Source organism: Burkholderia reimsis (genome assembly GCF_003294055.1).
In the GTDB taxonomy this organism is placed as follows: Bacteria; Pseudomonadota; Gammaproteobacteria; order Burkholderiales; family Burkholderiaceae; genus Burkholderia; species Burkholderia cepacia.
This window is the reverse complement of the sequence record NZ_QMFZ01000008.1, coordinates 205563-228929: the sequence shown is the minus strand read 5'-3', so window position 1 is coordinate 228929 and position 23367 is coordinate 205563. Positions and strand designations below refer to the sequence as shown.

23 protein-coding genes, 1 tRNA gene and 1 pseudogene are annotated in these 23367 nt (G+C 61.6%); 18 read left to right on the top strand and 7 right to left on the bottom strand.

Going from position 1 to position 23367, the window contains the following annotated elements:
• Positions 1–108: 108 nt before the first annotated feature.
• Both DPV79_RS12850 and DPV79_RS42625 read right to left on the bottom strand, forming a co-directional pair.
• Positions 109–2301 carry a WD40 repeat domain-containing protein gene (locus DPV79_RS12850; protein ID WP_113045573.1) on the bottom strand — a complete coding sequence of 731 codons (2193 nt, stop codon included), beginning with the start codon at positions 2299–2301 and terminating at the stop codon, positions 109–111.
• Between the two features lie 120 nt (positions 2302–2421).
• A complete protein-coding gene (locus DPV79_RS42625; RefSeq protein ID WP_155634979.1) occupies positions 2422–2574 on the bottom strand; it encodes a hypothetical protein in 153 nt (50 codons plus the stop codon).
• A gap of 349 nt (positions 2575–2923) precedes the next feature.
• Here DPV79_RS42625 and DPV79_RS12845 point away from each other — a divergent pair, with 349 nt between their 5' ends.
• The 6 genes from DPV79_RS12845 to DPV79_RS12820 all read left to right on the top strand — a co-directional run bounded on the left by DPV79_RS12845 (position 2924) and on the right by DPV79_RS12820 (position 9124).
• A complete protein-coding gene (locus tag DPV79_RS12845) occupies positions 2924–3484 on the top strand; it encodes a hypothetical protein (protein WP_113045572.1) in 561 nt (186 codons plus the stop codon).
• A gap of 2 nt (positions 3485–3486) precedes the next feature.
• Positions 3487–4878 (top strand): hypothetical protein, encoded by a 1392-nt coding sequence (locus DPV79_RS42055; RefSeq protein WP_133295642.1) that lies wholly within the window; start codon positions 3487–3489, stop codon positions 4876–4878.
• 1 nt (position 4879) lies between these two features.
• Positions 4880–6046, top strand: coding sequence for an XRE family transcriptional regulator (locus tag DPV79_RS12835; protein WP_113045570.1), 1167 nt, complete (start codon positions 4880–4882; stop codon positions 6044–6046).
• A complete protein-coding gene (locus tag DPV79_RS12830; protein WP_133194319.1) occupies positions 6030–6602 on the top strand; it encodes a PIN domain-containing protein in 573 nt (190 codons plus the stop codon). Before DPV79_RS12835 ends, DPV79_RS12830 begins: the two co-directional genes overlap by 17 nt.
• Positions 6603–6734: 132 nt before the next feature.
• Positions 6735–8195: a Shedu immune nuclease family protein gene (locus DPV79_RS12825; RefSeq protein WP_113045568.1), complete on the top strand. Its 1461-nt coding sequence runs from the start codon at positions 6735–6737 to the stop codon at positions 8193–8195.
• Between the two features lie 248 nt (positions 8196–8443).
• Positions 8444–9124: a hypothetical protein gene (locus DPV79_RS12820; protein WP_113045567.1), complete on the top strand. Its 681-nt coding sequence runs from the start codon at positions 8444–8446 to the stop codon at positions 9122–9124.
• A gap of 103 nt (positions 9125–9227) precedes the next feature.
• Here DPV79_RS12820 and DPV79_RS12815 read toward each other — a convergent pair.
• A pseudogene (locus tag DPV79_RS12815) lies at positions 9228–9712 on the bottom strand (IS3-like element ISBp1 family transposase); the annotation flags it as partial.
• Positions 9713–9790: 78 nt separating this feature from the next.
• Here DPV79_RS12815 and DPV79_RS12810 point away from each other — a divergent pair.
• The 4 genes from DPV79_RS12810 to DPV79_RS12795 all read left to right on the top strand — a co-directional run bounded on the left by DPV79_RS12810 (position 9791) and on the right by DPV79_RS12795 (position 12141).
• Complete coding sequence (locus DPV79_RS12810) at positions 9791–9964, top strand: site-specific integrase (RefSeq protein ID WP_244321742.1); 174 nt, start codon at positions 9791–9793, stop codon at positions 9962–9964.
• 7 nt (positions 9965–9971) lie between these two features.
• The gene (locus DPV79_RS12805; RefSeq protein WP_113045566.1) at positions 9972–10169 is read left to right on the top strand and encodes an antitoxin VbhA family protein; all 198 of its coding nucleotides are present in this window, start codon (positions 9972–9974) and stop codon (positions 10167–10169) included.
• A gap of 350 nt (positions 10170–10519) precedes the next feature.
• Entirely contained in the window at positions 10520–11383 is an 864-nt protein-coding gene (locus tag DPV79_RS12800; RefSeq protein WP_113045565.1) for a hypothetical protein, read from the top strand.
• 26 nt (positions 11384–11409) lie between these two features.
• A complete protein-coding gene (locus DPV79_RS12795; protein ID WP_133295641.1) occupies positions 11410–12141 on the top strand; it encodes a hypothetical protein in 732 nt (243 codons plus the stop codon).
• Between the two features lie 149 nt (positions 12142–12290).
• Here the strand turns inward: DPV79_RS12795 and DPV79_RS12790 are convergent.
• From DPV79_RS12790 to DPV79_RS12775, 4 genes are all read right to left on the bottom strand, one after another.
• Positions 12291–12367: transfer RNA gene (locus DPV79_RS12790), tRNA-Met, on the bottom strand.
• 155 nt (positions 12368–12522) lie between these two features.
• Positions 12523–14181 (bottom strand): MFS transporter, encoded by a 1659-nt coding sequence (locus DPV79_RS12785; RefSeq protein ID WP_060069792.1) that lies wholly within the window; start codon positions 14179–14181, stop codon positions 12523–12525.
• Between the two features lie 225 nt (positions 14182–14406).
• Entirely contained in the window at positions 14407–15954 is a 1548-nt protein-coding gene (locus DPV79_RS12780) for a sensor histidine kinase (protein ID WP_113045563.1), read from the bottom strand.
• Between the two features lie 17 nt (positions 15955–15971).
• Entirely contained in the window at positions 15972–16700 is a 729-nt protein-coding gene (locus tag DPV79_RS12775; protein ID WP_113045562.1) for a response regulator transcription factor, read from the bottom strand.
• Between DPV79_RS12775 and DPV79_RS42620 the strand changes: the two genes are divergently transcribed.
• The 8 genes from DPV79_RS42620 (at position 16699) to DPV79_RS12740 (ending at position 23329) form a co-directional block, all read left to right on the top strand.
• Entirely contained in the window at positions 16699–16839 is a 141-nt protein-coding gene (locus tag DPV79_RS42620) for a hypothetical protein (protein ID WP_153488778.1), read from the top strand. The two genes, DPV79_RS12775 and DPV79_RS42620, sit on opposite strands and share 2 nt — an antisense overlap.
• A 50-nt stretch (positions 16840–16889) precedes the next feature.
• On the top strand, positions 16890–17960 hold the full coding sequence (gene recA / locus DPV79_RS12770) for a recombinase RecA (protein WP_021160193.1): 1071 nt from the start codon (positions 16890–16892) through the stop codon (positions 17958–17960).
• Positions 17960–18829, top strand: coding sequence for a recombination regulator RecX (gene recX / locus DPV79_RS12765; protein ID WP_113045561.1), 870 nt, complete (start codon positions 17960–17962; stop codon positions 18827–18829). Before recA ends, recX begins: the two co-directional genes overlap by 1 nt.
• A 146-nt stretch (positions 18830–18975) precedes the next feature.
• Positions 18976–19584 (top strand): DUF2889 domain-containing protein, encoded by a 609-nt coding sequence (locus tag DPV79_RS12760; protein WP_113045560.1) that lies wholly within the window; start codon positions 18976–18978, stop codon positions 19582–19584.
• Positions 19585–19652: 68 nt separating this feature from the next.
• Complete coding sequence (gene sucC / locus DPV79_RS12755; protein ID WP_006477915.1) at positions 19653–20819, top strand: ADP-forming succinate--CoA ligase subunit beta; 1167 nt, start codon at positions 19653–19655, stop codon at positions 20817–20819.
• 68 nt (positions 20820–20887) lie between these two features.
• Entirely contained in the window at positions 20888–21769 is an 882-nt protein-coding gene (gene sucD, locus DPV79_RS12750) for a succinate--CoA ligase subunit alpha (protein ID WP_006477916.1), read from the top strand.
• Between the two features lie 161 nt (positions 21770–21930).
• On the top strand, positions 21931–22635 hold the full coding sequence (locus DPV79_RS12745; RefSeq protein ID WP_021160196.1) for a TerC family protein: 705 nt from the start codon (positions 21931–21933) through the stop codon (positions 22633–22635).
• 97 nt (positions 22636–22732) lie between these two features.
• Positions 22733–23329 carry a pilin gene (locus DPV79_RS12740; protein WP_059485398.1) on the top strand — a complete coding sequence of 199 codons (597 nt, stop codon included), beginning with the start codon at positions 22733–22735 and terminating at the stop codon, positions 23327–23329.
• Positions 23330–23367 lie beyond the last annotated feature (38 nt).

Sequence of the window (23367 nt, the reverse complement as noted above, 5' to 3'; positions counted from 1 at the left end):
AGCGAGGGGCGGTGGCGGCGTGAGGCGCCGGGGCGCGGCCGGGGTGGCCGTGCCACCGGTCACCGCGGTGTTGGCGTCCCGGAAAAGCCGCGTGTCGATGCCGCGGTTTCAGTTGCGGGATTGATCCGGAACAGCGCCATGCCCCGCCCGATCGCGCAGTGCGGCGGGCAATTTCCACAGCATCAGTTCGCGCGTACCGAGTGCCCACAGCGCGGAACCGTCCCACGAAAAGGCCAGCGCCTGGATCTCGCTGTTTTTGGGTAGCGACGATGCGTCGAGCTGCACGGGCGTGCGGCCTTGTGCGACATCCCAGAGTGCCACGCGATGTTGCCAGCCGCCCGCCTTGTAGGTCGTACCCATCGCAAGGAAGCGACCGTTTGCCGAACGGGCGGCGGCCTTGAAGGAGTCGGCAGCGCCCAGCAGGGGCGACAGTACGTGCCCGTTCTTGAGATCCACTACGTGCATGCCGACGAAGCGCGTCCGTTTCGGGTCCGGGGCCTTCACGGGAGGTGGCGTGCTGCCGTCGTCGTCGAGCAACAGCTCGAAGCCTGTCGCGATCCATTGACCCTGCGGCGAGCCGAGCGGCTTGGGCGCCCAATGAGCGATGCCGGCGGCGCTGACGGAATCCGGCGCGCCAAAGCGCCGGGGCAACACGATCGTACGCAGCGTGCGGCCGGTGCGGGCGTCCAGCTCGGCGAGCCCTTGCGAATCCACCGTCCAGTAGCTCCCGGAAGGCCGCCAGCGTACCGGCCAGATCAGCGCATTGCTGCCGTTGCTGATCTCGTCCATCAGCGACTGGCGTACCGACGACAGCGTCGTGACGAACGGCCACGGATCGTCGTTGCCCGGCGGCGGTGACGCCGGGCGCTGCACGGTCAGGAACGCGGAGCCGACCGGATTCGCGTCCTTCTCGCCATGCCGCAGGTCATGCCAGAAATTGGCCGGCAGATCGTCATCGAGAATCCAGGACATATCGCTCATCTGATGGTCTCGCCAATCGGTCTCGCTCGGCCAGACGACTTCATGACGATCGACCTTGCTGCTTGCGATGTCGTATCGGTACAGGCATGGCTTGCTCTTGGCGTCGGGCTGGCCGTCGAACCAGACGGCGCTGCCGTCGCCGTTGATCATCATCTGTCGCGGCCCCTCCTTGCCATGCCAGATTTCGTCCGCCTGCAACGCGCCGTTGGCCGCGCGCAGCCGCCACACGTACTCGTTCCAGCCGCGGTTGTCGGCCACCTGGGCGCTGAACAGCAGGCTGCCATCCGGCAGGCCGAGGAGGTCGTGCGGGTACAGCAACGTGCGTTGCGACGGGTCGGTCACGAACTTGTCCCAGCGGATGATCGACGGCTTGATTACCGGGGCGCTCGGGTCCGGCGCCACCGGCTTGATGGCGGGGGGCGGCATCGACGGTGCCGAGGGCAACTGCCATGCAGCGGGCGACGTGGCGATTTCCAGCCTGGCCGGCAGTGCAGACAACGCGTCGGTCAATGCCGTGAACACGTCGGCCGGGACGACGGAGATGCCGGTCCTGCTGGATTGCGTCCGGTTGCCGCTGAACACGTCCAGGTCCTGGAGTGTCAATGCCTTCCACAGGCTGTAGTCGGGGTTGGGCCGGGAGTCGATGCGACCGAACTGAACGACCGTCGCCGGATGCCCGAATATGGCGCTCGTGTCCTGCACCCTGACGAACAGCGCGCTGCGGTACTGGCCGGTGATGCCGTCGCTGTGATCCTGGCGGGCCTCCCAGAACGCGTAGGTGGGTTGCAGTGCGGGCAGGCCGGAGCCGCTGAACAGCCGGTCGACGCGGGCCCGGGCCTGATCCATGCGCCAGTCCAGTTCCTGCCGGGTGATTGCGCCTTGTTGCAGCGCCTGCTGCAGTTTCGGCAGGGTCGCATGGTCGGCGATGGCTGCGCGCAGGTCCGGCCGGCGCGACAACAGGACATGGCTCCAGGGGTCCGGCAAATTCTGCAACTGCCAGCTATCGGCACTGGCCTTGACCGGGCTCGTCCGTTGCAGCACGCGCTCCACGAGCGGCTGCACCTGGTCATAGGGAGCGGAGACCAGCAGGAACACGGCTCCCGCATAAGCTTGCCGGTTCTTGCCGTTGTCCCAGATCAGCACCTGTTCGCCTCGACGGGCGGCTACTTCGTAATCGTCATCGTGCCCGGTGTCGTGCAGTTGCTCGAATCTCCAATGCAGGCCGTCGACGGTGGTGTCTGGCAGCGGGTCGGCCCGGCAGGCGAGCGGGAGTGCGATGCCGATCAGAATCGACAGGAAGCATGCGAGGCGTTTTCTCATTGACGTTGTGCCCGGATGCAGCGGGAATTTGGACGTACCGATTCTAAGCGCGGTGTCGTGTGCTTACTGCGGGGTGGCGGGTGGCATTGCGCGGGGTATCGATTCTTGCGCCGTTCGGTATCACCGCGTACAGGCGTTGATGATGCCTTGCTTGAGATTGATGCGAAATTTGTTCAGGTCGCCGGGTGCTGAGCGCAGCTTGAAGAGATTGGGGGCGACCCGGAGATACCAGGTGCCGTGGCGATCGCGTCGCGGGCAGGGAATTTTGATCATCCGTGCCACTTGCCGCGGCATCGGGAAAATGAAAAAGCCGCTGTTTCTTTCGAAACAGCGGCTCTCGCATTTGGTGGCGAATCAGGGAGGAGACCCAGAAAGTCACATTCAGTGCGAAAGTCATTATTAATCAATGACTTAGAGAAATCGCCTTTCCACGCTTTGTACTGGGTCTTTGTACCAGAATTGACATTCCGCGACAAGCCACGTACTGCCTTGAGGTGTGCCATGGGCATCGTATCCGACTCATTTGTGCCAATCTGACATTGTCATGCTGTGAGTTCGTGCCTGGTTGACATTGTCATTTTGTCGTCTATACTGTCCCTGACATTGTCGGAGGAAAGTCGATATGCGCGACGACTTGCACAAGACGGTTCCATTGTCTCGCTCTTGGGGGCGAGTACTTCGGCGTCTGTCGAAAGACCGCTGGACTCCAGAGGAACTCGCGCCTCTGATTGTTGCTACGGTGCAAGGTGACCTAGCAACCAACGACGACACGGGCCTGCAGGCCGTCGACAATGTTTTAAATGAGAGTTATGTCGACCTCTTCGATGACGGCGAGGAGAAGATGCAGTTGGCGTTGCATCGAATTCAAGAAGGCCCACTCTCAGTCGTGGCACGTACGACTTGCGAAATTGCGCTTGGGGTGCTGGCGATACACGGGATGTCGGACAGTTTTCGGAATCAGGTAACCAACGCGGTAGGCGAACTACACGCCCGCGACCAATTGGAGCACATGGTTTCACGAATTTCCTCGACCCATAGTCTGGATGAGGCGAGGCAAGTGCGAAACGTACTCGAGCGAGCTTTCACGCTGTGTGATTTCTCCGTCAAAGTCAGCCGTCCCCCGAAACGAGCTAACAAGTCCGTCGACGAACTCTTATCCACTGAGCTACCGCTGGGACTGTGAGCGTGAACCATAATTTCTTGCCTCCGACCGAAGGCACCGTCACCGTCGTCGAGTCTGGTTCGTTTCTCATCAAGGGAAATCATTCACAAGTACCCCTCGGTGAGGGGTTGGCCATTCAGGCCGGATTGCTGCACGAGGTTTGCTTTACGGAAGTAAGCCCCCTTTCGTGTGACCTGACGGTGCTTCTTGGCGCTGTCAAGTACGCTGACAGGTCCGTCCGCCGCAAGCATGGTAACGGTTGGGCGCGTCAACTCCGGTTGACTGTGCCGGTCTACGAACTTGCTACTTGGAGGCGCGACGAAGTTGCATCGGCTTTGATGGACGCCCTCCAGTATCTAACTGGCGATGCATGGCAGTTTTATTTCGTGAAGAGGAAAAGGAAGCCGGCTCAGTCTGGGCAAAGACCGCTTCTCGACTCGCCTGACAGGCGTCGTGTTTTTATTCCGTTCAGCCATGGACTGGATAGCTTCGCACAAAGCCAACTGCTGCGGACGGGTGACACGGAAATGGATGTCATTCCCGTCCACTTGCGGTCGGGAAGCGTGGAGGGCACGCTGAAGTCGATTGGCCGGCTTGCCAAACACAGGCTTGTCCCAATCCCGGTCTCTGCAAGAGTGAGTGAGCGTAGTCACTCCGAACAGAGTTTCCGTACGCGCCCATTCTTGTACGACGGACTGGCAGCTTATGCTGCGGTGTTGTCCGGTGGCGGTGAGGTCGTTATTCCTGAGAATGGCCAGGGTAGCCTGGGTGGCTCGTTGGTCAGACTAGGGGCAGAGGCTCCACACAGGAGCTGTCATCCGGGTTTCACGACGCGTCTCGGACGGTTCTTCAAACATCTGAGCGGGCGTGACGTAACCTTCGTTCATCCCGCGCTGTTTCAGACGAAAGGGCAGGTGCTCGGGAAACTGTTGCAAGTTCAGCCGGACAGTCAAACGTGGCTAGCTGAACATCCCTCCTGCTCGTATGATGCGCGCCACGCGAATCGTAATCGCAAGAAGGTGCATTGTGGTGTCTGTGGCAACTGCTTGCTGCGGCGGATGTCATTGCACGCAGCGAATATCGCGGACACGACCGACTATAAAGTGACCGACTTACATGCGAAGTCACTCGAACAGGCCATGGTCGAGGACGACAAACTGCTCACTCCCGGGGCATACCATGACATCGCACGCAACGCGGCCCGAAGCATGCAGCGATTAGCTGACCTTGCTGGTGCTGGTGCGCGATATCGTGTCGCTGCGGAGGCGGCCAGTCTCGCAGAATATTTGGGGCGCTCGCAAAGCGAAGTGCGGGGGGCGCTAGACCAAATGCTTGAACAACACAGCCGCGAATGGACAGGCTTCCTGGAGTACAACGGGATGTCGTCTTGGGCGGCACAACTCGCACGAGATTGAAATGGAATTCGAACTGAAAGTTCGACCCGAAGTGCTTGGCGCACGCCTGAAATCTGCTCGAACGATTAGTCGTTTGACCCAGGAGGCCGCCGCTAATGCACTCGGCATGGCAAGAACGACCGTTGTAGCCATTGAAGCAGGTAAGCGTCAGGTCAGCATGGACGAATTGCGCGCCATGGCGGAATTGTATGGCGCTTCAGAAATCGACTTGCTTGACGACGGGTCTGCGCCGGTTGAGATGCAGGTCCAGTTCCGAAGCAGCGCACCACAACGCGGTGGGGTAGATGATGAGGGACTCGTAGCTTCGATGCTGAATAGGCTGGCCACGTCGGTGGTTCAGCTAGAGTCCTTGGTGGGTATGCCAGCACCTCGTGTAGACATCCCCTTTGTACCATTATCGCGTGAGGAGTCGATAGAACAGCAGGCGGAAGATGCTGCTTTGGCCGTGCGAGCCAGGCTTGGCCTTGGGATGGGTCCTATTCAAGACCTAAATGCCCTGCTGGAGTCGGAGCTTGGCCTTCGGGTATTCGAGAGACCTCTGCCTTCGCGCATCAGCGGAGCTATGGCGTTCTCTGAGCAGGTTGGCGGCTTTGTTCTCGTCAACCTGAAACATCCGATTTACAGGCGGCGAGTTACTGCAGCGCATGAGCTTGCCCATGCGGTTCTAAGGAAGTCGGGACTCACCGTGCACTTCGAGGATGATTCATTTGAAGACAGGGAAGAGCGGTTCTGCGACGTCTTCGGTAGCTGCTTGCTTATGCCGGCGGCTACTATGCGCAAGAAGGCTGCTGAACTAAAAAAGCTTGTGGGGCGATTCACTGTGCGCGAGTTGCTGACGATGACCTTGTACTTCAATGTGTCAATGGAAGCGTTAGTTCGACGTATGGTGGCTCTCAAACTGCTGCCACCGGGCACCTATGAACGACTCAAGGATGACGGACTCAGCCTGAAGCATCAAGCAGCAGTAAGAGATGAGCTTGGCCTTACGCCGGAGCCGCCAAGGTTCACTGCACGCACGATGTTGCTGGCTGCGGCTGCCCATGCGCGTGAGTTGCTGACCGAGCAGCAGATTGCATCCATGCTGGAGCTTGACTTACTGACGGTGCGAAAAGCATTGGATGAAGGCTATCAGGACGGACAGGGGGAGACGCTTGAGCTGGTTTCGTGACCACATGCCTAACGGGCAGCTTGTTCTGGATGCAAGCGTTCTCATTAATCTGCTTGGATGCTGTGCTGCTGCTGAGGTCTTTAGTACGCTCGACCTGCCTTGCATTGTCGAGGAGAAGGTTTTCGGCGAGATTTCTCGGCATCCGATTCCTGGGCTCTGCCACACCGAGGAACTACAGGCTCTTCAGAATGCCGGGTTCATTGAACGGGTGAGAATGGGGGAAGAGGAATATTCAAGCTTTCTGAGCCTCATTCAGGCGCCCTTGGGCCAACGGTTAGACGCGGGGGAGAGCGCGACATTGGTAGTAGCTCAACAGCGGGGGCTATCTGTGGTCATCGACGAGAACAAGGCTCGTTCCTACATTCGGAGCAACATGCCTCGGGTTGCCGCAGTGAGCACCTTGAAGCTACTAATTTCTGCGACGGTCCGCTTGGGGAAAGACGCGGTATACCTCCAAGAACTCGTGGCGGCGGCACGCAAAAATTCCAGAATGGGCGTTCCAAAAGATGAGAAGCAATTGTTGGTCGATGTTCTTGCCATTGAACGCCTGCAATAGTCGTGTCACGGCGTTCGCGGCTTGTGGCTAGACGACCGAGCACCTCGACTGCTGCTTGTAGGGGGCTGCGGTGGTATTCCTAGGTAACATCTCCGACATTGCTCAAATAATGAACAAGAAGGAAAAAGTACGATGCCGATAAATCGCTTTCGAACGGGAAATGTTGCAACTGAAGAGGATGGTGCAGAGCTAATTCTTAAGAAGCTTAACACAGCAAGGTGGGAGCTCAAATATAAGCCCTCGAAAAAAGCTATCGACATTGCCAAGCAGTGGATTGACGGATTCGTTGCACCCAAGGGGGCCTTGTTGCTGGCTGATGGGGACGGTGAAAAAAAGATAGTCTCGACCTATCCACTGAATACGAACGCAGCAAGCCCGTCCTTCTTGCAGCCAAAGTACGACCGCCTTCGCGCAATTACGTTTTCCGGTTTTCGAACTATCCCCGGTTGGTTTGCCTTCGACGATGACGACGGTGATAACGATGACGTGACTTGGCCTCAGAACCTGGACGACATCAAGGAATTTTTCCGAGATTTGCCATCGGGATTTGTTCGGGACCCATATTTCGGGTTGGGGTTGAACTACGACCTTCGATTCATCACCGATGCGGTTGAAGAACTTAGCGGTGTCAAAACACTAATGATTTTCAAGGGGAAAGGCGAGTCCCCGACTTACAAAGGCTCGACATATTCGATTTCTGCAAAGCTATTCGATGAAACGCGAAAGGCAGTCAATCGCGCACACGAAAAGGCGTTGCAGGTTGCAAGCTCGGAGAAGGTTGCATATGTAAGCAACACACTGCTCAATTCTGTCGATGCAAAGAAATATCCGATTAAGAGTCCTCGATATCGAAAGGACTCTATTGTTCAGGCACTCGGCGCGACATCACCCAAAGACGTTCCGCTGTCCGCAGCTGACCGGCAGGCGGTAGTCGCCACTGTGACAAGCGCATGCAAGCAACTGAACCAATCAAATGCAGCACAGTTGCTGGCGCTATCGCACGAAATCGAAATTGTTAGCCTAGAAGCGCTAGTTGAAAGAATGCAGGAGATGCTTTCGAAGCAGTTGAACGAAGCGGCTTGGCAGGAATTCTTCCGTGACAATCAGTTTGTTCTAAGGCTCGCGTTTGGATTCCCAGTGGTGAAGGTTGGTGAACAATTTTCTGTCGGAGGCAGAAAATTCGATGGTTCAGGTGACAAGATTAGCGATTTTGCTATGAAGGCCGCCGCAACCGGCAACCTTGGTCTGGTTGAAATTAAAACGCCGAAAACTGCACTACTCGAAAAGGCAGCTTATCGGAGCCAAGTTTATGCGCCGAGCCGAGAGCTGTCGGGGGCGGTTAATCAGGTCCTCGACCAGGCACACAATCTGCAAAAGAACTTGCCCCTACTAAAGGAAAGTTCACAGGATTTGTCGTTAGAGGCCTACGCAATTAATGGGGTAGTCATCGCAGGAAGAAACCTCACCGACAGGGCACAGCAGAAGTCGTTCGAACTGTTCCGGAATAGTCTCAGGTTTGTGCTAGTTATCACCTTTGACGAGTTGCTTCAGAAATTGCAGCACCTCGTCGAGGTACTGCGGCCGGCAGCATAAGGATTGGCGGTCTACGCGTTTTGCTGAGACCCCGCAGGTGATTGCTCCCTCATCTCGGATAGGAGATGCGTCTGATAGACGAAAACTTCCTTATTTCTGCGCAGAAATCTGGCTGGAGACGGATGTTGAACGGTGTGTGGTCCTTGTCAGGCGCCGCAAGTTTTTTGAATATCTGCCGATATAGGAGCGGTGAATCAGCACTAGTTTATGCCTCCCGTTCCCGCTTATAGGAGGACAATGCGTTGACGATGGACTTCAACTTCAAAGGGCTGCACCCAGCTTTCCTGGAGGCGGTCAACCGGCACGAACCATCCATTGCCTTTGCACTCGCAGAAGGCAAGGGTAAGTTCGTCTTTCTGCTGTTCATGGCGACAGACTCGGCGGGGCGCATAGTGTGGGGCGCGCTTGAGATGTTTATACTCCTCGCCAATACCCAGAAGATGCTGAGATTCAAACTGCTGGGGAACCACAAAATCGCGGGCGATTTCAAGGTGCGGCTGACCGAAGGCGACAAGCAGGCCATTCGAGCGGAGCTCGGCCTAGGTGGAGCCGCCGGAGGCCCCGCCTTTGTCCTTCTCGACTTCCTAAGCAAGCTGAATGGGATGATTCCGGCGTCTATTCCGTTGGAAGCGAAAGTCGCTGTAATCAAGGGCGAGAGCAAGGCAATTAACGCTCACTGCAAGAGCTACCTCGACGATGCCACCAAGGTGTATCTCCTTGCTGCGAGGCCGTTACCAGACGGTAAGCGACCGAGAGAGGAGACGTTGCGCAAGCTCTACATGCTTGATGCCGAGCCGTCTGCTATTGCGGCACTTATCCGGAACCTCAAAATGATACGTTGGACGACTTACTGGACGGCGACGAAGCCCGCGTCAGATAGGTTTGCCGAAACCTTTGCCAAGGTTGCTGGTCTCGTGGCCAAGTCGTAACGGACTGCACTTCAACATCGGGACGCAGGGGCGACAAAATTTTCCGCGCAGAAATCCCACGGCAGCAGCATTGCGACTGGCCCCGTCAGGCCGATGACCAAAGATGACCTTGCCGCTCCAGAAAGATCTGGATGCGGCGGTAACCATAACGCGGATATTGCGCCGACAGAATGCTCATCGCTGCCAGCACCGGCGCGTCCCGCACGGCCAGCGTCGATTCGTAATGCAGCGCCGATCGGGCGACCGACATCAGCGCGCACGCACGTCGCTCCGACAGGCCCCGTGCTTTCGCGTAGGTGACCTGCTGGCGTCGGGCGGGCGCGCTCACCACTTTTTTGCGTTGATCTCTTTCATCACGTCCAGCTCGAGATCGCGCTCGGCCAGCATCTTCTTCAGCCGCGCATTCTCTTGCTCGAGCTGCTTGAGCCGCTTCACGTCGGCAGCCTCCAGCCCGCCGAAATGTTGTCGCCAGTTGTAAATGGTTTGCTCGCTGACCCCGTGCTTCTTCGCAACTTCCGCGACCGGCGCCTTGTCCGCCTCGCGCAGGATGGTGACCATCTGTTCTTCGGTAAACCGGCTCTTCTTCATGACTTCCTTTTCTCCGTTGGAAGCCATTCTCTCAAGTTTCAACTGGTCCGAAAATTCCAGGGCAGGTCATTGGCCGGTGTGCCGAAAGATTCGTTCCAGTTTCGGGATCTTCGGGCAAAAGCGGGGACAGATAAAACCGAGTTGGCCGGCGATATGCGAGCGGCGCAGCGTCAGTTGGGGCACAAGTCGCTTGCGATGACCGAGCACTACGTGCGCGAGCGCAAGGGTGATAAGGTCGATCCGACGAAGTGAGGGTGATATGGCGGAAAAGCTGAATTCGATTGAGCGACAGTGCGAGTTGCGGGAGCACTTTCGTCGGGCGGACGCAATTTCGCGGTTGGAGGGGTACGAGCCGGGTGAATTTGAGGAGGCTCAGAAGGAACGTTTGGTTGCCGGCGAGATCACGACGGAAGAGTTTATTTCGGTCATGGTCGGACATCTCAGAGCTGGCGCGTGATTGCTGACTGAGCGGCGCTCGGCCGATGAGCGCTGCGTGCTGGTTGTCTGGAGCAGGGAGGCAACGCTTGACAAGTCGCGGGGAATCGCACAAAATCCGTCCCACTGAAGACCTACTGCCGCTGCACGGGAAACCGTGGGGGAAAGATTGGTGTAATGCCTATCGGGTGGTGGGACCTGAAAGTCCAGATGACTGGGTTCTGAGTCGCGGGCCGCATGCAGGCGGCTACTACGTATGACTTAGATAATTGCGCAATTGCGCCCTAGATCTTCTCGCCCCCTGCAAAAGCAGTCCAAGACAACGGCCTCTTAGGAAATTCCTAAGGGGCTTTCTGCTTTCAAGGGCCAAAGATGACTTTCGAAGAATACTTGGACCTCCTGGTCCAGACCGTAACAAAAAATATGAATCCCGGGACCCGCTCCGTTACGGCTGCGGCCTTGGGCAATATGCTCCGGCAGGCGTCGCCGGACGTCACCTGGAAAACCTTCGGCAAGCGCACTCTCGGTGAGCTTTTGGCTGATACGAGGGTTCGGCCCCATCTCAAGACATTTGAGACCGCAAAGGGCGCTCTGGCGGTTTCGCCAGTGGGCGAGTCGCCGGTCGGAGATGTCCCTGCTATCGAAGTCTTTAATCCTCTGCGAAAGTCGGTTTGGGAAGCTTTTGTGCTGCCTTCGCCGAGCGGTCGGCGCTTTATGCATCGCGTCAACGGGTTGATCCGCTCGGGGCTGGAAATCGCGCCGGCGCCGGCAGACGATTGGGTGGAGATTGTCCCGATTTCTACGGACGAGCAGCGCGAGTGGGCGCGAGATTTCCTCGCTACTGCTGACGGACAAAATGTCGCGGGGGCAGAGCAGACTCTGGCGACTGAGGGGTGGCACCCTTACGCATTCTTCCAGGCGCTTCGGGGGCAGGACGAAAATATTGCGCGGATGTGGAATCGCTTTCGTTCTGCGAAGGTGTCGACGCGCGTTCAAGAGTGGTTGACGCAGCACTCGTTGCCGGTGGAGCGAGGATTCCAGGGGGCTGCGCGCCCTCGGCAGCAGGAAGTGGGGGATGCGCTTCCGAGTGTTCAATCGGCGCCTGTACTTGGTGGCGAGGGCCTTCGTGAGGCCATTCTGTTGGCGATTTCGACGCTGCCGCTCGAAAGGCTTCTGGAAATTCCAATTCCCGCAGGAGTGATGCTGTCCGCGCTTTCCCAGGCTAAGACGCGCTAATTTAGCGCGAGTCAAAGGAACGCGCGATGCCAGTCGTTTACATAGGTCATGCTGCTAACCAATATGCCGGCGATGCCGCGGCTTTGGTTGAGCTTTGCGTGCGAGAACCGGATGGGCACGGCGGTTGGGTGATCAAAGCGACCATTTATGAGCGCAACTCGTCGCTTAATGTTCGGGAGTTCTGTTCTGTTGTCCGTCAGACTCCTGGGCCGGTCTTGTTAATTCGCCCGGTGCAAAACAAGACCGTTGAGCTGGTGCGTGAAAAGCTCGATGGTTTTGTGCCAGTTGTTGTTTGTGAGGCGTACGAGATTGACGGCCTGAGGGCTTCAATCGCCGACGTTTGCCGGCGCCATCAAGGCGGCGAGCCGCACGAAGCCCTCGACGTTGTCGTGGCTTTTCTCCTGATGCGCAAGCTGGATCAGGAGCACATGTGGACGGGAAACTCGAAGGGGTATATGTGGTCGAGCGACATTCCGAAGGGTCGCGGCATCGATGATAAATACAGTGGGCGGGTGCCGCACGTGCTGAACACGCTCTTCCAGGAGGAGATCGTGGTTTACAAGATCAGTAACTCCAAGAAGAAGTACGCGCTGAACCCTGATAAACGTGAGTTGATTTATGGCTATTTGCGCAAGCGACGCTTGCCGGATAGCCTGCATCGCAAGCTGTCGCGATCCAATGAAGTTGAGTCGGTCCGAGTGCTCGATTGCTTGGACATCTACACGGAAGTGGACGAGGACGAGGGTGGCGAGCTTTGATTTTTCGAGATGATCCCTCGTCCGATTGGTGCGAGGCATCTCGTAGTTCCGAGTGAGCTTCGCCAGTATTCGGTAAAGGATTGCGGAGCGCGTCTGCGTTTGCGGAGCAAAGAAAAAGGGCCCAGCTTGCGCTGAGCCCTTTCTGCATTTGGTGGCGAATCAGGGACTCGAACCCCGGACCTGCGGATTATGATTCCGTCGCTCTAACCGACTGAGCTAATTCGCCGAAGACTTGAATTATGTAGATCGACGCTTGGGCTGTCAACACCTTTTTTCATCTTCCGCGAAAAAAGTTGCCGGCGGCCCGTGCCGGCCTCGCCGTGGGGCGAGGTGTCGGTCGCCGGAACCCGCGTCCGGCAAACGACAACCCGCCCTTCACCTTCAATCCTGCGCGTAGATGTTCGAGTCCTTCGTCTCCTTGACGAACAGCAGGCCGATCACGAACGTCGCCAGCGCGATCACGATCGGATACCAGAGGCCCGAGTAGATGTCGCCCTTCGCCGCGACGATCGCGAACGCGGTGGCCGGCAGGAAGCCGCCGAACCAGCCGTTGCCGATGTGATAGGGCAGCGACATCGACGTGTAGCGGATTCGCGTCGGGAACATCTCGACCAGCATCGCGGCGATCGGGCCGTAGACCATCGTCACGTAGATCACGAGGATCGTCAGGATCACGATCGTCATCGGCCAGTTGAGCTGCGCCGGGTCCGCCTTGGCCGGGTAGCCGGCCGCCTTCAGCGTCGACGCGAGCGTCTTGTCGAACGCCGCGCCCTGCGCCTTCGCGTCGGCCACCTTGCCTTCGTAGGCCGGGATCACCGTGTCGCCCACCTTGATCTCGGCCGTTGCGCCGGCCGGTGCCGCGACGTTCTCGTAGTTCAGGCCGGCCTTCGCGAGCGCGCTCTTCGCGATGTCGCACGAGTTCGTGAACTTCGACGTACCCACCGGGTTGAACTGGAACGAACAGGCGGCCGGATCGGCGATGACCGTGATCGGCGCCTTCTGCGTGGCGATCTCGAGCTGCGGGTTCGCGTAGTGCGTGAGCGCCTTGAACAGCGGGAAGTAGGTCAGTGCCGCGATCAGGCAGCCCGCGAGGATGATCGGCTTGCGGCCGATCTTGTCCGACAGCGAACCGAAGAACAGGAAGAACGGTGTGCCGATCAGCAGCGCGATCGCGATCAGGATGTTCGCGCTCGCCCCGTCCACCTTCAGCGTCTGCGTGAGGAAGAACAGCGCGTAGAACTGGCCCGTGTACCACACGACGGCCTGGCCGGCGGTCAGGCCGACGAGCGCGAGGATCACGATCTTCAGGTTCTTCCACTGGCCGAACGCTTCGGTCAGCGGCGCCTTCGACGTCTTGCCTTCCGCCTTGATGCGCAGGAACACCGGCGATTCGTTCAACTGCATCCGGATCCACACCGACACCGCGAGCAGCAGGATCGACGCGACGAACGGCACGCGCCAGCCCCAGCTGCCGAACGCTTCCTCGCCGATGAAGGTGCGCACGCCGAGGATCACGAGCAGCGAAAGGAACAGGCCGAGCGTGGCGGTCGTCTGGATCCACGCGGTGTAGAAGCCGCGACGATTGGCCGGCGCGTGTTCGGCGACGTAGGTCGCCGCGCCTCCGTACTCGCCGCCGAGCGCGAGACCCTGCAACAGCCGCATCGCGATGAAGATCACCGGCGCGGCGATGCCGATCGACGCGTAACCGGGCAGGAAGCCGACCACGAACGTCGACACGCCCATGATCACGATCGTCACGAGGAACGTGTGCTTGCGGCCGACGAGGTCGCCGAGGCGGCCGAACACGATCGCGCCGAACGGCCGCACCGCGAAGCCGGCCGCGAAGCCGAGCAGCGTGAAGATGAAGGCGGCGGTCGGGTTGACGCCGGAGAAGAAGCTCTTGCTGATGTAGGCCGCGAGCGAGCCGGCCAGGTAAAAGTCGTACCACTCGAACACGGTGCCGAGCGACGACGCGAAGATCACCTTCTTCTCTTCGCCCGTCATCGGCGCGTGCGAAATTTGCCCGCCTAACGTTGCCATGAGTCGTCTCCAAGTCCCTTTGTAGGTGTGCGGCCGCCTTGGGTGGGGCGGGCCTGTTGACGATTATTGGTAGGGAAACTTACGGCGGACTGACTCGCGTGTGCAAAGCGGATGTGCGTCGACTTGCGTCCAATTTTCGGCTTTGAGTGCCTATCGCGCTTTCAACGTCGCCAAAATCGTCGATTTTGACGTAATCGGGGCGGGCCGCGGCGGCGCGCGTCAGGGTTAATCCGGGGCGGTTTCGGTCAGCGGCAGGCTGACGCGCACGAGCGTGCCGGCGAGGCGCGGGGCGTGCTGGTAGACGTGATCGTCGAGCGTCAGCGTGCCGCCGTGCTGCGTGGCGATCTCACGCACGATCGCGAGCCCGAGGCCGCTGCCGTCGCCTTCGCGGCCGAGGATCCGGTAGAAGCGCTCGACGACGCGCTCGCGTTCGGCGGCCGGGATGCCCGGCCCGGTGTCCTCGACTTCGAGATGCACGAGCCGCGCGGCGGGCTCGGCGCGCACGCGCACCGTGATGCGGCCGCCTTCCGGCGTGTAGCGGATCGCGTTGTCGATCAGGTTGCCGAGCATCTCGCGCAGCATCACCGGGTTGCCGTCGACGTCGAGCGGCGTGTCGTCCGGCGGCCCTTCGTAGCCGAGATCCATGCGTTTCGCGAGCGCGGCCTGCACCCAGTCGCGCACCGCGCGCCGCGCGAGCGAGGCGATCTCGACCGGCTCGAACGTCAGCCCGCTCGCGCGGTTCTCGGCGCGCGCGAGCGCGAGCAGTTGCGTGACGAGCCGTGCTGCCTGCTCGGAGCTCGTCGCGATCTGTTCGAGCGAGCGCTGCACGTCGGGCGGGACGGGGTGGCGCAGCGCGAACTCGGCCTGCGTGCGCAGGCCCGCGAGCGGCGTCTTCATCTGGTGGGCGGCGTCGGCGATGAAGCGCTTTTGCAGCGCCATGTTCTGCTCGAGACGGGCGAGCAGGTCGTTGAACGACGTGACGAGCGGCTCGATCTCGGGCGGCGCGCGCTGCGCCTCGACCGGCGACAGGTCGTCGGGCCGCCGCGCGCGGATGTGCGCCTGCAGCGCGTTGAGCGGCGCGAGCCCGCGCGACAGCCCGAACCAGACCAGCAGGATCGCGAGCGGCAGGATCACGAATTGCGGCAGGATCACGCCCTTGATGATGTCGTTCGCGAGCGCGTTGCGCTTGTCCAGCGTTTCGCCGACCTGCACGAGCACGGGCTGTGTGCTGTCCGATTGCGGCAGCGCGACCGTCGTATACGCGACGCGCACGTCGTTGCCGCGCAGCAGGTCGTCGCGGAACATGACGACGCCCGGCGGCGGGCGGTCCTCGTCGCGCGGCAGCGGCATGTCGGCTTCGCCCGCGACCAGTTCGCCGCGGGTGCCGAGCACCTGGAAATAGACGCTGTCGACGTTGTCCGCGCGCAGGAAGTCGCGCGTCTGCTGCGGCAGCGTCAGCTCGGCGACGCCGTTTACCGGATGGATCTGCCGCGCGAGCACGTACGCGTTGGTCTCGAGCGCGCGATCGAACGGGCCGTTCGCGATCGTCTTCGCGACGAGGTAGGTGACGGCGATGCTCATCGGCCACAGCAGCAGCAGCGGCGCGAGCATCCAGTCGAGGATCTCGCCGAACAGCGAGCGCGGGCGCGGCGCCTCGGGCGCATCGGTTTCGTCGGGCGGCGCGAACGGGTTCTCGTAGCGCGCGTCGCGCGCCTCGTCGGCGGCCGACGACGGCGCGCCGGTCGGGTGGCGGGTATGGGCCGGCGTGGCCATCGCGGCAACGCCCGGGGTCAGCGCAGCGGCGTGCCGGCCACCGCGGGCTGGGGCGCGGCCGAGTCGGCCGGCGTGGCGGGCGCGGCCTTCTCGAGGCAGTAGCCGAGGCCGCGCACGGTCGAGATCCGTACGCCGCTGGGTTCGATCTTCTTGCGCAGCCGGTGCACGTAGACTTCGATCGCGTTGTTGCTGACTTCCTCGCCCCATTCGCACAGATGGTCGACGAGCTGCTCCTTCGACACGAGCCGGCCGATCCGCTGCAGCAGCACCTCGAGCAGGCCGAGCTCGCGCGCGGAGAGGTCGAGCACGCGATCGTTCGCGTACGCGATGCGGCCGACCTGGTCGAACGCGAGCGAGCCGTGGCGCACGACGGTCGGGCCGCCGCCCGCACCGCGCCGGGTCAGCGCGCGCACGCGCGCCTCGAGCTCGTTGAGCGCGAACGGCTTGGCCATGTAGTCGTCGGCGCCGAGGTCGAGCCCCTTCACGCGCTCGTCGACGCTGTCGGCGGCCGTCAGGATCAGCACGGGGAGATTGGAATTGCGGGCGCGCAGGCGCTTGAGCACGTCGAGCCCGGACATTTTCGGGAGCCCGAGGTCGAGGATCAGCAGGTCGAACGTCTGCATCGACAGTGCCGTATCGGCATCGACGCCGCTCTTCACGTGGTCGACCGCATAGCCCGATTGGCAGAGTGACCGGGTGAGGCCGTCCGCGAGTATGCTGTCGTCTTCCGCGATGAGAATTCGCATGGTGCTGACCGATGGCCGGCAGGGCGTTCGCGCCGGCCGGCTGTCTCCGAAGTTATTCGTGTACAACGCAGCCTGCATTGCGGGCTTGCACAAAACACTGTTTTTTTATACAGTGTCTGCATTCGTGGGCGGCGCTTGAAAGCGGGCGCGCCTCTGACAGACGCTGCTCATCATAGCAAAGGACGATTCATGGAAGATAGCAAGAAGGGCTCCGGGATGACCGCCGAGAAGAGCAAGGCGCTGGCCGCCGCGCTTGCCCAGATCGAGAAGCAGTTCGGCAAGGGCTCGATCATGCGCATGGGCGACGGCGAGGCGGCGGAAGATATCCAGGTCGTCTCCACGGGTTCGCTGGGCCTCGACATCGCGCTTGGCGTCGGCGGCCTGCCGCGCGGCCGGGTGGTCGAGATCTACGGCCCGGAATCGTCCGGTAAAACCACGCTCACGCTGCAGGTCATCGCCGAGCTGCAGAAGCTGGGCGGCACCGCAGCGTTCATCGACGCCGAGCACGCGCTCGACGTCCAGTACGCGTCGAAGCTCGGCGTGAATGTGCCGGAGCTGCTGATTTCGCAACCGGACACCGGCGAGCAGGCGCTGGAAATCACCGATGCACTGGTGCGCTCGGGCTCGATCGACATGATCGTCATCGACTCGGTCGCGGCGCTCGTGCCGAAGGCCGAAATCGAAGGCGAGATGGGTGATTCGCTGCCGGGCCTGCAGGCCCGCCTGATGTCGCAGGCGCTGCGCAAGCTGACCGGCACGATCAAGCGCACGAACTGCCTGGTGATCTTCATCAACCAGATTCGTATGAAGATCGGCGTGATGTTCGGCAACCCGGAAACCACGACGGGCGGTAACGCGCTGAAGTTCTATGCGTCGGTGCGCCTCGATATCCGCCGGATCGGCTCGATCAAGAAGAACGACGAGGTGATCGGCAACGAAACCCGTGTGAAGGTCGTCAAGAACAAGGTGTCGCCGCCGTTCCGCGAAGCGATCTTCGACATCCTGTATGGCGAGGGCATTTCGCGTCAGGGCGAAATCATCGATCTCGGCGTGCAGGCGAAGATCGTCGACAAGGCAGGCGCCTGGTACAGCTACAACGGCGAGAAGATTGGCCAGGGCAAGGACAACGCGCGTGAATTCCTGCGCGAGAATCCGGAAATCGCGCGCGAGATCGAGAACCGCATCCGCGAATCGCTCGGCGTCGTCGCAATGCCCGATGGTGCAGGCAACGAAGCCGAGGCGGTGGACGAAGAAGAGTGATGGTCGGGCGCCGAGGTCAGGCTGGCGAGCCGGAGGAGAGCGACGCGCCCGAAGCGGCGGGTCGCCCTGGCCGGCGAGCCGGATCCTCGAGCGCCGATCGGCGGATCGCGGGCAGCCATGCCGCGAACCGCACCGCGACGAGGGCATCCGACGATGCCCTCGTTTCGTTTGAGATTGCCGCACCGGACGATCCGTTCGACGACGATGAGTCGTTCGACGCACACGACCGCTCCCGTCGTCGCGTGTCCGGTGTCAGTTTCCCTGGCGATCGCGCATCCGATACGTCGGCGCCTGCGACGGAAGATGTCTATACGCGCAGCAGCCAGCATCCGCGCCGCACACGCCGTGCGTCGGGCGGTGCTTCAAGCGCTGCTTCCGGCGACGATCCGGGTGCCGGCGCGCGCAAGTCGTCGAAGCCGCCGCGTTCGTTGAAAGGCCGTGCGCTCGGCTATCTGTCGAGGCGCGAATACAGCCGCACGGAACTCGCGCGCAAGCTCGCGCCGTATGTCGGCGAAGACGAGTCCGTCGAACCGGTGCTCGATGCGCTGGAGAAGGATGGCTGGCTGTCCGATGCGCGTTTTGCCGAGAGTCTCGTGCATCGCCGCGCGTCGCGTGTCGGCGTCGCACGCATCGTCAGCGAGCTGAAGCGTCATGCGGTCGGCGACACGCTCGTCGAGGAGGTCAACGCGCAGCTTCGCGAGACCGAATGGGCGCGTGCGCAGGCGGTCTGGCGCAAGAAATTCGGTGCACTGCCGCAAACGCCGGCCGAGCGGGCGAAGCAGGCGCGCTTTCTCGCGGCGCGGGGCTTCTCGAGCGCGACCATCGTGAAGTTGCTGAAGGTCGGCGACGATTTCCCGATCGACGACTGACCGTGCCGATCGCGCGCGTGGCGCGCGATTTTGCTGCAACGCAACTGCTTCCGGACAGGCGGGAATACCCGCCGTCGCGTCAAAGTGTCTCAAATACCCAATATGCTAAAATCCGTGGGTTTTCCTCTTCGGCCTCAACCTCCAGCATGCCGCTATCCGAGCCCGTGCCCCGTCAGTTGCGACATCGACGCGCAATCCGAGCGGAAGCTTACGAGCGCGGCGACGGCTTGTGGGACATCGAAGCCTGCCTGACCGACCACAAGCCGCGCGATGTCGCGCTTGCGTCGGGCATCCGGCCCCAGGGCCTGCCGATCCACGAACTCTGGCTGCGCGTGACTATCGATCGTGACCTCAATGTCGTCGACGCCGAAGCGTCTTCGGAATGGGTTCCCTATCCCGGTCACTGTCAATCCGCCCCTCCTGCCTATCGGGCCCTCATCGGGCTCAATCTCTTCCGCAATTTCCGCCGCAACGCGAACCGGCTGCTCGCTGGCGTCGCAGGCTGTTCCCATCTCACCGAACTGTGCGCCGTGCTGCCGACCGCAGCGATCCAGGCGTTCGCCGGTGACGTGTGGAATGTGCGCGAGGAGGGCGGCGAAGGGCCGGATCACGGCGACGTGCACGCCGAACCGCCTTTCCAGCTCGGCCGCTGCCGGGCGTTGCGGTTCGACGGCGAGGTCGTGCGGCAGTATTACCCGCGGTGGTATGGCCCGCTTCGGCCGGATTTGCCCGGTGATGGCAGCACGAAGGAATGAACGGAAATCATTCGAAGAAGCGTCTAAAGCGACTTTTCATCCAACTCTCAGACTGAAGGGAATCACGCATGAAGATTCACGAGTACCAGGGTAAGGAAATCCTGCGGAAATTCGGAGTCGCGGTACCGCGCGGCAAGCCGGCGTTCTCGGTTGACGAGGCCGTCAAGGTGGCAGAAGAGCTCGGCGGCCCGGTATGGGTCGTGAAGGCTCAGATTCACGCGGGTGGCCGTGGCAAGGGCGGCGGCGTGAAGGTGGCGAAGTCGATCGAGCAGGTCCGCGAATACGCGAACCAGATCCTCGGCATGCAGCTCGTCACGCACCAGACCGGTCCGGAAGGCCAGAAGGTCAACCGCCTGATGATCGAAGAAGGCGCGGACATCAAGCAGGAACTGTATGTCAGCCTCGTCGTCGACCGCATCTCGCAGAAGATCGTGCTGATGGGTTCGAGCGAAGGCGGCATGGACATCGAGGAAGTTGCCGAGAAGCACCCGGAACTGATCCACAAGGTCATCGTCGAGCCGTCGACGGGCCTGCTCGACGCGCAAGCCGACGACCTCGCCGCGAAGATCGGCGTGCCGGCTGCTTCGATCCCGCAAGCGCGCGCGATCCTGCAAGGCCTGTACAAGGCATTCTGGGAAACCGACGCATCGCTGGCTGAAATCAACCCGCTGAACGTCTCCGGCGACGGCAAGGTCACCGCACTCGACGCGAAGTTCAACTTCGACTCGAACGCGCTGTTCCGCCACCCGGAAATCGTCGCGTACCGCGACCTGGACGAAGAAGATCCGGCTGAAATCGAAGCGTCGAAGTTCGATCTCGCATACATCTCGCTCGACGGCAACATCGGCTGCCTCGTGAACGGCGCAGGCCTCGCGATGGCCACGATGGACACCATCAAGCTGTTCGGCGGCGAACCGGCGAACTTCCTGGACGTCGGCGGTGGCGCGACGACCGAGAAGGTCACGGAAGCGTTCAAGCTGATGCTGAAGAACCCGGACCTGAAGGCGATCCTCGTGAACATCTTCGGCGGCATCATGCGCTGCGACGTGATCGCGGAAGGCGTGATCGCCGGTTCGAAGGCCGTGAACCTGAACGTGCCGCTCGTCGTGCGCATGAAGGGCACGAACGAGGACCTCGGCAAGAAGATGCTGGCCGATTCGGGCCTGCCGATCATCTCGGCGGACAGCATGGAAGAAGCTGCGCAGAAGGTCGTCGCGGCTGCCGCAGGCAAGTAAGCGCGCTCAATGAATAGGTATGGCGGCGCGGCTTGCACGCGACGCCAATCGAACAGAGGTCAAAATACATGTCGATTCTGATCAACAAGGACACGAAGGTCATCACGCAGGGCATTACCGGCAAGACCGGTCAGTTCCATACGCGCGCCTGCCGTGAATACGCAAACGGCCGCGAAGCATTCGTCGCGGGCGTGAACCCGAAGAAGGCCGGCGAAGATTTCGAAGGCATTCCGATCTACGCGAGCGTCAAGGAAGCGAAGGCAGAAACCGGCGCGACCGTGTCGGTCATCTACGTTCCGCCGGCAGGCGCAGCTGCTGCGATCTGGGAAGCGGTCGAAGCCGACCTCGATCTCGCGATCTGCATCACGGAAGGCATCCCCGTGCGCGACATGATCGAAGTGAAGGACCGCATGCGTCGCGAAGGCCGCAAGACGCTGCTGCTCGGGCCGAACTGCCCGGGCACGATCACGCCGGACGAACTGAAGATCGGCATCATGCCGGGTCACATCCACCGCAAGGGCCGCATCGGCGTCGTGTCGCGTTCGGGCACGCTGACGTATGAAGCCGTCGCGCAGCTGACGGCACTGGGCCTCGGCCAGTCGTCGGCAGTCGGTATCGGCGGCGACCCGATCAACGGTCTGAAGCACATCGACGTGATGAAGATGTTCAACGACGATCCGGATACGGATGCGGTCGTGATGATCGGCGAAATCGGCGGTCCGGACGAAGCCAACGCGGCAGAGTGGATCAAGGACAACATGAAGAAGCCGGTCGTCGGCTTCATCGCGGGCGTCACGGCGCCTCCGGGCAAGCGCATGGGCCACGCTGGCGCGCTGATCTCGGGCGGTGCGGATACGGCCGAAGCGAAGCTGGAAATCATGGAAGCGTGCGGCATCACCGTCACGCGCAACCCGTCGGAAATGGGCCGTCTGCTGAAGAAGGCGCTGTAATATTTCCCCCTGGGTTCGTCCTGCAAAAAACGCCGGCGTTGCCGGCGTTTTTTGTTATGCTCGCGCAATGAATTCGTAAGCACCCACCGGACATGCGTCGTGCATGCGCCGGCGATGAACCCGGCCGCCTGCCAGGCCGCCACTGCCCCGCACATCACCCCATGCTCGAATTCCTGACGTCGCTGCACTGGGGCGCCGTGCTCCAGATCGTCATCATCGATATCTTGCTCGGCGGCGACAACGCCGTCGTCATTGCGCTCGCCTGCCGCAACCTGCCCGCGAACCAGCGGCTGCGCGGTGTCATCTGGGGCACCGCGGGTGCGATCCTGTTGCGCGTCGCGCTGATCACGTTTGCGGTCGCGCTGCTCGACGTGCCGTTCCTGAAGCTCGGCGGCGGGTTGCTGCTGCTGTGGATCGGTATCAAGCTGATGGCGCCGGCCGCCGATGCGCACGACGACATCAAGCCGGCCAGCCGGTTGTGGGACGCCGTGAAGACGATCGTGATCGCCGACGCGGTGATGAGCCTCGACAACGTGATCGCGATCGCCGGTGCGGCTGAGCAGGCCGACCCGTCGCACCGGATCCCGCTCGTGATCTTCGGGCTCGTCGTCAGCGTGCCGATCATCGTGTGGGGCAGCACGCTGGTGCTGAAGCTGCTCGACCGTTTCCCGATCGTCGTGGCGCTCGGCGCCGGGCTGCTCGGCTGGATCGCGGGCGGCTTGATCGTGAACGACCCGGTCGGCGACCGCTGGCCGGTGCTCGATACGCAGCCGGTGCTGTACGGGGCGAGCATCGCGGGCGCGCTGTTCGTGGTGGCGATCGGTTACGCGCTCAGGCGGCGCAGCGGCGCACCGCGCGCGCACTGACACTGGCCATCCGGCCGACTGCCGGATTCACGGCCTGCTGGCTACGATCGAGACGCCTGCCTTTAACGGCAGGCGTTTTTCGTTTCCGGAGCCTGCCATGTTCGAAGCCTTTTCCGTTTCCCTGTTCCGTCGTGTTGCCGCCGACCTGCGGCGCGCAAACCGGTCGTCACCGCGCTGGCGGCCGGCCGGCTTCACGCTGATCGAACTGATGATCGTGCTGGCGATCGTCGGCGTGATCGCCGCCTATGCGATTCCCGCGTACCAGGATTACCTTGCGCGCTCGCGTGTCGGCGAGGGGCTCGCGCTTGCGTCGTCCGCGCGGCTGGCCGTCGCCGACAACGCCGCGAGCGGCGCGGGCCTCGACGGCGGCTACAGCCCGCCGGCCGCGACCCGCAACGTCGAATCCGTCGCGATCGACGGCGAGACCGGCCAGATCACGGTCGCCTTCACCACGCGCGTTGCGGCGGCGGGCGCCAATACGCTGGTGCTCGTGCCGTCCGCGCCCGACAAGGCCGACGCGCCCACCGCACGCGTGCCGCTCAAAAAGGGCGCGATGCAGGCCGGCGCGATCGCGTGGGAATGCTTCGCCGCCGGCAAGGGCGCGTCGTCGCTGCCGGCGCCGGGGGCCGGTCCGTTGCCGGGCGATGCCGCGACGCTGCCTGCGAAATATGCGCCGGCGGAGTGCCGCGCATAGTGCCGGCAGCGGAGCAGGACGGCACGGGCAGCATGCCG

Coding starts and splice junctions, on each gene's coding strand:
- DPV79_RS12850 (WP_113045573.1), bottom strand. CDS start 2,301: ATGAGAAAACGCCTCGCATGCTTCCTGTCGATTCTGATCGGCATCGCA.
- DPV79_RS42625 (WP_155634979.1), bottom strand. CDS start 2,574: ATGATCAAAATTCCCTGCCCGCGACGCGATCGCCACGGCACCTGGTAT.
- DPV79_RS12845 (WP_113045572.1), top strand. CDS start 2,924: ATGCGCGACGACTTGCACAAGACGGTTCCATTGTCTCGCTCTTGGGGG.
- DPV79_RS12835 (WP_113045570.1), top strand. CDS start 4,880: ATGGAATTCGAACTGAAAGTTCGACCCGAAGTGCTTGGCGCACGCCTG.
- DPV79_RS12825 (WP_113045568.1), top strand. CDS start 6,735: ATGCCGATAAATCGCTTTCGAACGGGAAATGTTGCAACTGAAGAGGAT.
- DPV79_RS12820 (WP_113045567.1), top strand. CDS start 8,444: ATGGACTTCAACTTCAAAGGGCTGCACCCAGCTTTCCTGGAGGCGGTC.
- DPV79_RS12805 (WP_113045566.1), top strand. CDS start 9,972: ATGGCGGAAAAGCTGAATTCGATTGAGCGACAGTGCGAGTTGCGGGAG.
- DPV79_RS12800 (WP_113045565.1), top strand. CDS start 10,520: ATGACTTTCGAAGAATACTTGGACCTCCTGGTCCAGACCGTAACAAAA.
- DPV79_RS12795 (WP_133295641.1), top strand. CDS start 11,410: ATGCCAGTCGTTTACATAGGTCATGCTGCTAACCAATATGCCGGCGAT.
- DPV79_RS12785 (WP_060069792.1), bottom strand. CDS start 14,181: ATGGCAACGTTAGGCGGGCAAATTTCGCACGCGCCGATGACGGGCGAA.
- DPV79_RS12780 (WP_113045563.1), bottom strand. CDS start 15,954: ATGGCCACGCCGGCCCATACCCGCCACCCGACCGGCGCGCCGTCGTCG.
- DPV79_RS42620 (WP_153488778.1), top strand. CDS start 16,699: ATGGTGCTGACCGATGGCCGGCAGGGCGTTCGCGCCGGCCGGCTGTCT.
- DPV79_RS12775 (WP_113045562.1), bottom strand. CDS start 16,700: ATGCGAATTCTCATCGCGGAAGACGACAGCATACTCGCGGACGGCCTC.
- recA (WP_021160193.1), top strand. CDS start 16,890: ATGGAAGATAGCAAGAAGGGCTCCGGGATGACCGCCGAGAAGAGCAAG.
- recX (WP_113045561.1), top strand. CDS start 17,960: ATGGTCGGGCGCCGAGGTCAGGCTGGCGAGCCGGAGGAGAGCGACGCG.
- DPV79_RS12760 (WP_113045560.1), top strand. CDS start 18,976: ATGCCGCTATCCGAGCCCGTGCCCCGTCAGTTGCGACATCGACGCGCA.
- sucC (WP_006477915.1), top strand. CDS start 19,653: ATGAAGATTCACGAGTACCAGGGTAAGGAAATCCTGCGGAAATTCGGA.
- sucD (WP_006477916.1), top strand. CDS start 20,888: ATGTCGATTCTGATCAACAAGGACACGAAGGTCATCACGCAGGGCATT.
- DPV79_RS12745 (WP_021160196.1), top strand. CDS start 21,931: ATGCTCGAATTCCTGACGTCGCTGCACTGGGGCGCCGTGCTCCAGATC.
- DPV79_RS12740 (WP_059485398.1), top strand. CDS start 22,733: ATGTTCGAAGCCTTTTCCGTTTCCCTGTTCCGTCGTGTTGCCGCCGAC.